This is a genomic window from Vibrio sp. 10N.239.311.G01 (assembly GCF_041465805.1).
GTDB classification, from domain to species: domain Bacteria; phylum Pseudomonadota; class Gammaproteobacteria; order Enterobacterales; family Vibrionaceae; genus Vibrio; species Vibrio crassostreae_C.
Genome location: NZ_JBFSRM010000009.1, coordinates 138,357 through 151,016, shown reverse-complemented (window position 1 = coordinate 151,016; position 12,660 = coordinate 138,357). Strand labels below are relative to the sequence as shown.

The 12,660-nt window shown below is 44.8% G+C and carries 7 protein-coding genes; all 7 read left to right on the top strand.

What is annotated here, in order from left to right; genetic code table 11:
- Nucleotides 1–3 precede the first annotated feature (3 nt).
- Nucleotides 4–3,915 (top strand): DUF6701 domain-containing protein, encoded by a 3,912-nt coding sequence (locus tag AB6D06_RS09795; protein WP_372101035.1) that lies wholly within the window; start codon nucleotides 4–6, stop codon nucleotides 3,913–3,915.
- Nucleotides 3,916–4,065: 150 nt separating this feature from the next.
- Nucleotides 4,066–5,109, top strand: a complete 1,044-nt coding sequence (locus tag AB6D06_RS09790) for a rod shape-determining protein (RefSeq protein ID WP_017068734.1) — start codon at nucleotides 4,066–4,068, stop codon at nucleotides 5,107–5,109.
- 94 nt (nucleotides 5,110–5,203) lie between these two features.
- A complete protein-coding gene (gene mreC, locus AB6D06_RS09785; protein WP_004735927.1) occupies nucleotides 5,204–6,091 on the top strand; it encodes a rod shape-determining protein MreC in 888 nt (295 codons plus the stop codon).
- The gene (mreD, locus tag AB6D06_RS09780; protein WP_017061361.1) at nucleotides 6,081–6,569 is read left to right on the top strand and encodes a rod shape-determining protein MreD; all 489 of its coding nucleotides are present in this window, start codon (nucleotides 6,081–6,083) and stop codon (nucleotides 6,567–6,569) included. The genes mreC and mreD overlap by 11 nt, the downstream gene beginning before the upstream one ends.
- A gap of 7 nt (nucleotides 6,570–6,576) precedes the next feature.
- Nucleotides 6,577–7,200 carry a nucleoside triphosphate pyrophosphatase gene (locus tag AB6D06_RS09775; protein ID WP_017066953.1) on the top strand — a complete coding sequence of 208 codons (624 nt, stop codon included), beginning with the start codon at nucleotides 6,577–6,579 and terminating at the stop codon, nucleotides 7,198–7,200.
- A 20-nt stretch (nucleotides 7,201–7,220) separates the two neighbouring features.
- A complete protein-coding gene (gene rng, locus AB6D06_RS09770; RefSeq protein ID WP_017061363.1) occupies nucleotides 7,221–8,690 on the top strand; it encodes a ribonuclease G in 1,470 nt (489 codons plus the stop codon).
- Nucleotides 8,691–8,700: 10 nt separating this feature from the next.
- Nucleotides 8,701–12,576: a YhdP family protein gene (locus tag AB6D06_RS09765; RefSeq protein ID WP_017061364.1), complete on the top strand. Its 3,876-nt coding sequence runs from the start codon at nucleotides 8,701–8,703 to the stop codon at nucleotides 12,574–12,576.
- The last annotated feature ends 84 nt before the right edge of the window (nucleotides 12,577–12,660 follow it).

Genomic DNA, 12,660 nt, shown 5'->3' with positions numbered 1-12,660 from the left:
ACGATGATAAAGCATTTCTCTGTATTATTAGTTGCGCTTTTTTTATCTCCATTAGTTCAAGCTAATGTTAATACCAACCCTCAGTTTGAGTTTGGTACGGTTCCTGCCGATAAATGTGATATATCCGGACCAACAGTAGAGTGTGTCATTGAGTTTGAAAACACCTATGATTCAGCGCCTTTGGTGTTTGTCATGTCAACGGTTAATGCGAGTCGTTCAAACTTTGATAGTAAGACGACAGAATACCCTTCTGATCTCCGAGTTTGGTCTGTTTCATCGAGCCAGGCAACAATAAAGCAACTACTTCCACCCCATGATGCGGCATGTGTTCGCTTGAAACAGAATAACAATGGGCAGTGGCGATGCAGCACCAATACCAACGATCCTTTAGTGGAGTACGTTGATGCTCCGATGGAAAATATCGACTATTTGGTCATTGAGCCAGGCGTTCTGGAGTTTGATAGTGGGGCGAAATTAGTTGCAGGGACCATTGATTATAACCGTACTTATTCAAATGCTGGTGGTGGAGCTAATAATAGTAAATCGGTGCAATTCAGTGATTTTGGCTTGTCATCCAACTTTAGCTCTTCCCCAGGCGTTTTAGTACAGATTCAAAGCTTGAGCAATATGCAAGGTAGCGCTCCTGTTTGGTTAACCCCAATTGCTCTAAACCCGACAACAAGTACATTTAATCTAGTCCTCGATCGCTCAGAAGTTTCATCTAATGCTCAGCTTACTAGTAATGAACAAGTTGCTTTTGTCGCAGGGCTAGGTGAAGGGTTTATAAATGGACAGAAATTTTGGCTTGGTCAAGGATCAACATCAAATACGCTGAATATCGATGATAGGGTTATCAAACCAATCACAGAAGGTTGTCAGCTTGTACAAAATTTTTCAGCTTCTGGTTTTTCGGGTATCCCGACATTGCTCGCGTCAAAGCGTACACGTAATGGTAACAATGGCGGCTGGCTGAGACGTTGTTCAGTATCGACAACGGGTGTTGCTTTAATTAACGAGGAAGACATGGCCCGAGATGATGAACGTGCGCATGTTGTAGAGCCTTATTCGTACTTTCTATTTGATAAGCCACCAACAAGTGAGATTTGTCAGTTATTTCCTTCACCAGTGCAGACGTGGCAGGGTAATTCTAATGCAGAGATAGCTTTTTGGACAAATAACGGTCATAGCTCGATTGAAGGTGCACCTTTATCTGGCGGAAAGAGATATATTGGTTTTGAACAATCAGATATCAATGAGTGGTCAACGGTCGATACGGCTTGTGACAATACAGAATGTTTTGGTGATGCTGGGCTCTTGGTAAATAAACAAGAATTAGAGAGTTTTCAGGCGCCAGATAGCGGTTTAGAAAATATAAGCGTTTGGGATGACGATATTGAATTTTCAAACAATGAGTCAATTGGAAAGCTAACTTTGGGTAATGGGTCTGTCACTTTTTATTCAGGTACATACTGGATTGAAAGTGTAAATGTGAATAATAAGGGAAGAATAATTATACCAGATGGTCAAAAAGTTATCTTACATTTTAAAGCTCTCTCTCTGACCAACTCTGCTTTTTTAGGTGAGGAGGGAAGTGGCCAGTTGATCGCATTGGTTCATGACTTAGAAGGCTCGAACGTAGACTTTAATAGTGATTCAGAGTTCAAAGGGCTAATTTATAGCGAAGTACAAGTCGCTTTAAGTAACCAAGCTACAGTGTATGGTGCTGTAACGGCAAAAAGCATAACTATGAATGGGACCGCCAGAATAATTGCAACAGACAATCATTGTTTTCAACCTTCGGATGATTACGAGATAGAGATATCTCCCGCGACGGACTTAGCTTTGATGTGTGGCGACGATTCCCCTCAATTTACTATTAATACCTCTAACAATGGTGTGGGGGAAAGCCTAGGTGTTACCGTAGGTATTACGCCTGACGCTGATGAATTCGACGTTTCTTTGCTAAAAGGTTCAGGTGCTTACCCGAATTATGTTTCTAATAATGATGGCGAGTTGACAATACAAGTCACAGCCAAAAGTACGAGCAGCATTGATTTTGATACAAGTTATAAGCTAACCGCGATATTAGTCGATGATTCTGACAAAGAGGTAGAAAGCCAGTTCAAGTTCGTACCATTTAAATTTTCTTTAGTGGATGGTGATAGTCCAACAAATCGCCTTGACGTTATTGCGGGGCAAGCTACTCCTACGGTAACTAAAGTTTTAGCCTGTGACCTAGGTGACTCTATTGTAGTTGCCGAAAACTATGTAGGAGAAGCCGAGAAGCAAGTAACCATTACTCATGAGCTGGATAATTCTTGGAATGGCTCTGATGGAACGTTAACTTACTTACCTGAATTCAAAAAAGGCAGCGCTGCAACTGACTTAACTATCTCTGAGTCAGGGCTTTTCAACGTCACTTTAAAAGATAGCAGTTTTGATTGTACTGGTTTCGCTGGTTGTCCTGATGATGGGAGTTACGATTTAGAAGGGAGCTTTTCTATTTATTCTCGCCCGTGGCAATTTGCGATCTGTACGGATAATAACTCTGATGGTAACAGCAGTAGTGGGGCAGCGTTTGTTGCCGCCGGTGAGGCGTTTGATGTGTACGCTCGTCCAATAAAATATACTAACTCATCTTCTGTGTGTAGCGATGATAACTTGTTGACGAACAATTACTTTAAGTCGACAGCAAACGTGGAAGTTACAACGACTTTAGATACACCTCTAATTACGGCTTATCCTGACGCTAATTTAGGTGATTTAACCCCTGAAACTCAGCTAATTAAACAAATTTCATCGAATGATCAGTCTAACAAAGGCTATAAATTTGAAAGTTTAAAATACTCAGAGGTGGGTAGTTTTAACTTTGTTGCAACTGAAACTGGCAGCTTCTACGGGAGTATCCTTGGCGGCTTCTCTGGAAGTAAGCCTATTGGCCGCTTTTACCCTAAATACTTCATACAAGGCTCCCCAGAATGGAATGTCGCTAACCAAAATGATATTGCATACCTAAGTCAACCTTATGATTCTACAGTTCACCAAGTGTATCCAATGGCATCAGGTGAGAGCGATACGGATAATGCGCTCAATAACTACAGGTTCTTCAGCTCAGATCTGCAAGCTAGTTTTGGTATTTTGGATGATGCCAGTGTCGATAATGGCTTTTTATTGGATACTGGAGCAGGCACTTGGTCTGCTGATCGTAAGCATTGGTTGTTGAACGATAGTGCCGCTGTTCTTCAGCGAGTTACGGATTCAGATGACGTTAGCCGCAGAGATGCACCGTTTAATACTTCAGATGCTAACTCCACTATTACCCACTTTGGCTTGACTGTTGCAGGAGTTGATCCTGTTTCATTTACTGACTCTGATATTTTGACTGATTCTGTCGAGTTTCCGGTCCAGCCTCCAGCTCGTTATGGTCGAATGGTGCTAGATGATATTGGTGGCAATTCTGATACTACTCTAACTATTCCATTGCGCGCTGAGTTCTGGGATGGCAGCGAGTTTATTGTTAACGAGGATGATGACCGCAGTACCTTCAATGGGGCTAATACTTGTAAACAAGTTATTTGGCACAGTGAAGGGGCGGCAACCACTTTAGTTTCACTTAACGGTAGTGGAAATGTGGATGATGGAGAAGAAGAGGTCACAGCAAATCAAAATACGCCAGCAGGAACAGACGCGCCACGTGAGCAAGTTCGTCTGTGGTTAAGAATGGATGACTCTGAGCCTGATAGCGATGGCGGAAATAACATCTCATGTAGTGGCAGTGATCAAGATCAACCATGGCTACGTTACAACTGGCGCCAACTGGGTGATGAAGATCCATCCACCGTCGTCACATTTGGTATCTACCGTGGTAACGATCGTGTGATCTACCGAGGTGAAAGTGGCTTAACAGGTCAGTAATAATATAATTTTTGCCCCTTAAGTTAGGAATCTGTAAGAAATTGCGGGTTTCAGTCCATGTTTGTACTTCAATGCCTTGCCGTAACAGCAAGGCATTGGTACATTTAGTGCAATTTTTGTCTTCTAATTCTTGCAGGATGAGCGAAGAATATGTTTAAAAAACTTCGTGGCATGTTTTCAAACGACCTATCGATTGATTTAGGTACAGCCAATACCCTTATTTATGTAAAAGGCCAAGGCATTGTTCTTGATGAGCCTTCAGTTGTAGCTATTCGCCAAGATCGTGCGGGTTCTGCAAAGAGTGTCGCTGCTGTTGGCCACGCTGCTAAGCAAATGCTTGGTCGTACGCCTGGTAACATCTCAGCGATCCGTCCAATGAAAGACGGTGTAATTGCCGACTTTTACGTAACGGAAAAAATGCTTCAGCACTTCATCAAACAAGTGCATGACAACAGTGTGCTTAAACCAAGTCCTCGTGTTTTGGTTTGTGTACCTTGTGGTTCAACACAGGTTGAGCGTCGTGCTATCCGTGAATCAGCGTTAGGTGCTGGTGCTCGTGAGGTTTACCTAATCGATGAGCCTATGGCTGCTGCGATTGGTGCTGGCCTACGTGTCTCTGAGCCAACAGGTTCAATGGTTGTTGATATCGGTGGTGGTACTACTGAAGTTGCGGTTATCTCACTGAACGGTGTGGTTTACTCGTCTTCTGTTCGCATTGGTGGTGACCGTTTTGATGAAGCGATCATCAACTACGTTCGTCGTAACTACGGCAGCTTGATCGGTGAAGCGACAGCAGAGAAGATCAAACACGAAATCGGTTCAGCTTACCCTGGCGATGAAGTCAATGAGATCGAAGTTCGCGGTCGTAACCTTGCTGAAGGTGTGCCTCGTAGCTTTAGCCTAAACTCAAACGAAATCCTTGAAGCACTTCAAGAACCTCTATCTGGCATCGTATCTGCAGTGATGGTTGCACTTGAACAGTGTCCACCAGAGCTGGCTTCTGATATCTCAGAAAACGGTATGGTACTAACAGGTGGTGGTGCACTGCTTAAAGACCTTGATCGCCTGTTAACAGAAGAAACAGGTATCCCTGTTGTTGTTGCAGAAGAGCCATTAACGTGTGTTGCTCTAGGTGGCGGTAAAGCTCTAGAGATGATCGACATGCACGGCGGCGATCTGTTCAGCGAAGAATAATATCTAGTGTTAGGCTCTTTTCTTATCTAGTTTTATGTAAAGAGCCTAGGACCTTGTCTATAGGATCAAATGTAGCTCTAGGACCAAATATAGAATGAAGCCAATTTTTGGTAGAGGTCCCTCTCTACAATTGCGCCTGTTTTTTGCTGTAATTTTATCAGCCAGCCTTATGCTGGCTGATAGTCGTTTAGATGCTTTCTCAAATGTTCGCTATCTATTAAACAGCATGGTTGCGCCTATTCAATATGCAGCCAACTTGCCTCGTACTATGTTCGATGGTGTTTACGACCGTTTTAGCACTCGCAAAGGGTTAATTGAATCCAACCATAATATTAAACGAGAAGTCTTGCGTCTGAAGAGCGAGCTGATTCTGCTTGAGCAATATCAAGAAGAAAACAAGCGCCTTCGTAAGCTGTTAGGCTCGCCGTTTATCCGTGATGAGAAGAAAGTCGTCACAGAAGTTATGGCGGTAGACACTTCACCATATCGCCATCAAGTCGTGATCGACAAAGGTCAGATTGATGGGGTGTATGAAGGTCAGCCGGTGATCAACGAAAAAGGCATTGTCGGCCAAGTCACTTTCGTTGCTGCTCATAATAGTCGTGTATTACTACTCACTGATGCAAACAATGCGATTCCTGTTCAGGTTATTCGTAATGACATCCGTGTGATTGCTTCGGGCAATGGCATGATTGATGAGATCCAGCTAGAGCACATTCCAACCAGTACCGATATACAAGAAGAAGATCTGTTGGTGACATCAGGTCTTGGTGGGGTATATCCAGAAGGTTATCCAGTCGCCTATGTTACGGCCGTTGATTACGACCCGAAACGTGAGTTCGCTGTGATTAAAGCAGAGCCTGTGGTTGAGTTCGATAAGCTCAGATACCTGCTGCTTGTATGGCCTGATGAAAACAAACAGATGCAAGCGGATCAATCGAGCATAGAACAAGCATTGTTAGAGGGCGAAGATGGCCAATAGCGTTTTGAGAAGCAAGGTAGTAATTTTCTGCTCATTTTTAATAGCACTGATTCTGCAGACGATCCCTTGGCCTGGTAGCTTAGATTTATTTAGACCATCTTGGTTACTGCTGGTTACGTGTTACTGGGTTTTGGCTCTACCGCATCGTGTTAACGTGGGTAGTGCTTTGATTTTAGGCTTATTGTGGGACCTTTTGATCGGCTCTACTCTGGGTATTCGAGGCATGATGATGGCAATAGTGATGTACATTATTGCGATGAACTTCCTCGTCATTCGTAACATGGCGTTATGGCAGCAAGCGATGATCATTGCCGCGTTAACGGTCTTGTTTGAGGTGTTGATCTTCTTTGGTGAATATTTGATCCAAGATGTTGTTTTCAATCCGTTATCGTTATGGAGCGCATTGATAAACTGTATACTTTGGCCTTGGATGTTTTTATTAATGAGACGCGTGCGTCGCCATTGGCATGTGAGGTAGCGTGACGATGGAAAAGAAACATTTAGTTTTGGCATCCGGCTCTCCACGCCGCAAAGAATTGCTATCTCAACTCGGTTATGAGTTTTCTGTCCTCGTAACCGATGTTGAAGAGTGTAAACACGCTCAAGAAACCGCCGAAGAATATGTTAAGCGACTATCTTTAGATAAAGCTTTAGCTGCGTTGTCTTTATTGAAAGATAACCCTTCTGAAAGGCAGCATGTCGTTCCTAGTTCTGATACTGTAGATCATGGCTCTGATATAGTCGTTCTTGGTTCTGACACAGTCGTCGTAAGCCAAGGGCAAGTGCTTGAGAAACCCACCGATTTTGCTGACTCTAAGCGCATGCTTACTCAGTTAGCGAATGAACGTCACCAAGTGATGACGGCGGTTTCTGTGGTTTCAGAAGAAAAACAAAGAACAGAAATCATTATTACCGACGTATGGTTTAAACCCCTCAGTGAAAAAGAAATAGAACAATACTGGCAAACAGGGGAGCCATGCGATAAAGCCGGTAGCTATGGGATCCAAGGTTTGGGCGGACGCTTTGTCACCCGAATCGAAGGTAGTTATTACGCCGTTGTCGGCTTACCTTTATTTGAAACGGACCAGCTACTGCAAGAATTCTTATAATTACTAACCTGAGGTGCACCATGAGTGCTGAATTGTTGCTGAACGTGACCCCGAGTGAAACTCGTGTGGCCATGATTGAAGGGGGGGCTCTTCAAGAGATCCATGTCGAACGAGATGCTCGACGCGGTATCGTAGGAAATATCTATAAAGGACGTGTAAGCCGTGTTCTTCCGGGAATGCAGGCGGCTTTTGTGGATATAGGCCTTGAGAAAGCAGCTTTTTTACACGCCTCTGATATTGTCCCACACACTGAATGTGTCGCTGAAAACGAAAAGAAACAATTTCAGGTTCGTGATATTTCAGAGCTTGTCCGTCAAGGGCAAGACATTGTGGTGCAAGTGGTCAAAGACCCTCTTGGTACTAAAGGTGCTCGCTTAACCACTGATATCACTCTACCGTCTCGTTATCTGGTATTTATGCCGGGCGCAAGTCATGTTGGTGTATCTCAACGTATCGACAGCGAGTCTGAACGTAACCGTCTTAAAAAAGTCGTGTCTCGTTACTGTGACGAACACGGTGGCTTCATCATCCGCACAGCAGCAGAAGGTGCAGATTCAAATGAGTTGGCACAAGATGCCGCATTCTTGAAGCGATTATGGCTAAAAGTATTAGAGCGTCGTGGTAAGCACAAGGCGCGTACTCGTTTGTATGGTGAGCTTTGCTTAAGCCAACGTATCTTACGTGACTTCGTCGGTACTGAGCTGAGCAAGATTCAGGTCGATTCTCGTCTAGAATATGAAAACCTAAAAGAGTTTACCTCTGAATACGTGCCTGAGCTGACAGACAAGCTTGAGCTGTATGAAGGTGATAAGCCTATCTTTGATATGTACGATACCGAGAACGAAATTCAGCGTTCATTGGATCGTAAAGTCGAATTAAAGTCTGGTGGATATCTGATTATCGACCAAACTGAAGCGATGACCACGGTTGATATCAACACTGGCGCGTTTGTTGGTCGTCGTAATCTAGAAGAGACGATTTTCAACACCAATGTAGAAGCGACTCAAGCGATTGCTCGTCAGCTGCGTCTACGTAACTTAGGTGGCATCATCATTATCGACTTTATTGATATGTTGTCTGAGGAACATCGTAAGCGAGTACTAACTTCTTTAGAGGCTGCGCTCGACAAAGACCGTGTGAAAACCAATATTAATGGCTTCACGCAGCTTGGTTTGGTTGAGATGACTCGTAAACGTACTCGTGAAAGTATTGAGCATATCCTATGTTCGAGCTGTCCTGCTTGTGAAGGCCGCGGCAGTGTGAAGACAGTTGAAACCGTTTGTTATGAAATTCTTCGAGAGATCACGCGAGTGAATCGTGCGTACGACGCCGATAAATTTGTGGTCTATGCGGCAGCTGCCGTAGCTGAGGCGTTAGAGGGCGATGAATCTCATGCGCTTGCGGAGCTTGAAGTCTTTATTGGTAAGCAAGTTAAAATCCAGGCTGAGCCTCTGTACATACAAGAGCAGTTTGATGTTGTTATGATGTAATGGAAATTTTGTGAGCTCAAGCGTTACTCTGATTCTACGTGCATGTTTATGGTTAGTGGTTACTCTCTTAGTAACGCTAGCCATTGCCGTTACTACACTGCGTGTAGCCTTGCCCAATTTAAACAAGTATCAATCTGAAATTGAGCTTTGGGTAAACCAACACTCCGGTTTTGATTTTTCGATTCAAGACGTGGGCGGTTTTTGGCGTAACACTCACCCCTCTATTGCTCTGCAAGGCGTTAAAGCTAGCCTCCCCAATGCAGAAGATGTGACCTTCTCTGTTGAGCGTGTTGAAGTCGAGTTTGACTTGATTCAATCGCTCGTGCAGATGCGCCCGGTTGTGGCCGATCTAGTCATGAATCAAATGTATCTTGATATCCGCTCAATTGATCTGTTTGCCGGACAAAATGGCAAAGACGAACCTACAGATCCCGAGTCTTCCAAGCGAGTGATACAAGAGCTCGATAATTTACTGCTAAAAACACTCGTCGATGTAACTGCAAAAGATTCTTCTATTCTTTATCACTCTGTTTCGGGTGAAGAACGTCAGCTCGATATAGAAACCTTAAAATGGCAAAATTCAGACAAACATCACCTTGCTGAAGGTGTGGTGAGTATCAAAGATGCCAATCTAAACTCTCTGTCAGTGAGTGCTAACTTTATTGATGGTGGGTCACTGACTGATGTGACTGGTGAGTTTTATGTCAGTGCCGACAGCATTTCTGTTAAGCCATGGCTTACGCATTATATGCAGGCGGAATCCGGCATTGAAACGGGTACTGTGAGCTTGAATAGCTGGCTTACGCTGCGAAATAGCAAGCCAGTGAGCGCTTATGTTGAGGTTTTACCCTCAGAACTGGCGTGGAACGAAGATGGCGAGCATGACCTCATGCTTGAGTCCGGTGTCTTTAAGTTGTCGCCGACTGATGATGGTTGGCAAGTAAATGGTCACTCACTAAACCTTAGAACGGATGACACACCTTGGCCGGAACTCGACGTAGCGTTCAAGTGGAATCAAGGTCCATGGCAACTCAACATTTCTGAGCTGGATATTGCGACTATTACTCCGTTGATTAAGCTGCTGCCTGACTCTGAACAATCAACCAAAATGATTAACGTATTGGCGCCGGGCGGCTCTGTTTCTGATATCCGTGTTTCCATGGGTTCGGGAATTGACAGTTTACGTTATTCAGCCAGTTTTTCTGATCTTGCTATCGAGCAGTGGGAACTAGTCCCAGGCTTTAGCCAAGTGTCTGGTAGTGTGTTTGGTTCGGCCTCGGAAGCGAAAGCTAGCCTGCATGTTATTGACGATGTGTTCCCTTATGGTGACGTATTCCAAGCGCCTTTGAATATCAAACAAGGTCAGGTTGATATTGTTTGGCAGCAAGATGAAAACGGCTGGAAGCTGTGGTCAGACAAAATCACAGCTGCCACCCCCGATTTACAAGTACTAGGCGCATTCCGCTTAGACTTCCCAAAAGATGCGAGCCCGTTTTTATCCTTCTACGGCGAAGCGGACGCTTACAATGTCGGTGAAACATGGCGCTACTTACCTACACTGGCTCTTGGGCAAGATCTAACAGACTACCTTTCAACTGCGATTCAAGCCGGTAAAGCGGATACCGTAAAACTGTTGTGGCATGGTGATTTGTCTCAATACCCATACACTAACCACGATGGTATTTTCCAGGTTTGGGTTGGCTTAGAAGATGCGAAATTCAGCTTTGATACCGCGTGGCCACTGATTACTGATCTTCAGCTTGATCTGTTGTTTGAAAATGATGCGATGCATCTGGATTCTCGCTCAGCTCAACTGATGGATGTGACGGCAGATCGAATCACAGGACGCATTCCTTATTTAGGGGAAGGCGGCCATATTGAAATTGAAGCTAAAGCGACGGCGTCTGGCAACGCAGTACGCGATTACATGACGTCTTCGCCACTGGTGGGCTCGGTAGGCGCAGCCTTAACCGCACTTCAAGTGAGTGGTGATGTCTCTTCTGAGTTCCAGCTGAATATTCCGTTTGATTCTGAAAAAGAAGCAAGAGCATGGGGTTACGCCGACTTAAGTGGCAACCATGTTGAGATTGAAGCGCCGCCAATGGTGCTCGAGAACACCACGGGTCGAATTGAATTTGATAATGACGTAGTGACGGCAAATGGCCTCGCTGCGGATCTGCTTAACCAAGGTATCTCGCTTGATTTTAAGGGCCTTAATGATGGTCCTGGCTATGCAGTTGATATTGATGTGTTAGGTGATTGGGACGTCAAGCCTCTAGAACCTTACATCGGTGAGCAATGGTTAAGCCGCTTATCAGGTCATGCGCAATGGCAAAGCCAGATTGATATCCAGCTGAATGATATCGGCTTTACCTACCAACTAGACTTACAGTCAGACCTAAAATACTTGGCGAGTGATTACCCATATCCATTGGCGAAAAAATCACTAGAAAGTGGCTCTGCAAGGCTACAGGCATCGGGTAACCAAGAGACGATTACCGCGCGCCTGCAATTGCCAAACACCAAGTACCAAGCTGAGATTGATATCACAGGCGACGTGCCTGAGTTAACGGCGACCAACTTAGTGCTTGGTCGCGGTGGCTACAAAATTAGCCCGGTGGTGGGCCATCACGCCCTGATTCGTACAGACAAATTCAATGCCGATGATTGGTTATCGGTTGTAATGGAACCGGTAAAGCCTTCAACGGCTGTACTTAGTCAAATGAACACGCCAACCATACCTGCGCCAAGCCGTATTACCTTTGAGAGTAAAGAGCTGATCTTGGGTGGTATCTCTTGGAATGACGTCGATTTTAGTGCTAGTAAGAACAAACAGGCGTGGCAAATGGAAGTGTCTAGCCAAGAGCTAGAAGGGGATATTAACTACCTGCCTCCTTATGATTTGACAGTTTCACTGGATCGTCTGCATCTGTTTGTTCCTGAGTGGAGTGATAAGAACAACCAAGATCAGCAACTGCTGCAACGTAAAGAACAAGCTGCGCCATTGATATCCAAATTGGATAGAGAGATCCACGATGCGATGCCAAACCTGACCCTGACGCTGAACGACTTTTGGCTGCAAGGCTACAAGGTGGGTAAGGTCGATGTTGAAATGACGAGGAACGAAGATCGTATCGAGTGGAACAAAATCCAGGTGCGAAGCGGCGGTAACAAAGCGGATGTGAGTGGCTGGTGGGAACTGCAAGGTGACAAGAGTCATTCATCGTTAACCGTTGATGTTGAGGGTGAAAACAACAGCGAGCTCATGGAGCGCTTTGGTATTACTTCCGGGATTCAAAAAGCGCCATTCGCGTTGGAAGGTCAACTAAATTGGGATGGTTCGCCTTGGGGAATCAAAATGGATACCCTTGATGGCAACGTTAAAACCAAGTTTGGTAAAGGCATTATCTCGGATGTGAGCGGCGCAGCTCGATTACTTGGCCTGTTTAGCCTAGATTCGATCATCCGTAAGATGCAGCTCGATTTCTCAGATGTGTTTGATAAAGGTATGGCCTTCAACAGCATCACCGGAACGGGCGAGATTCAAAATGGTATCTTCCTGACCAATGATCTGAACATGGATGCGGTCGCAGGTGAGATGAAAATCAAAGGTATCGCTAACCTCAACACGCGTCAGGTTGATGCTGAGGTGAACTTTACCCCAGATATTACCTCGGGTATTCCCGTATTAACGGCCTTTGCGGTAACCCCTCAAACGGCGCTGTACGTATTGGCGGTGACCACGGTTATCTCGCCAGTTGTGGAAGTCTTTACCCAAGTAAATTATTCGGTGAAAGGACCATTGGATTCACCAACGGTGAGCGAACTTTCTCGTAGCTCTGGCGAGTTTCAGCTGCCAGAGAAGCTGAGAAAATTAGCCGAATAGGCCTTAAATTAGCCGAAAAGACCTTATGCCCGAGTCAGCGAATATACGGTGAAATGCTGATTTCTGAATCATAATGAATGGAGG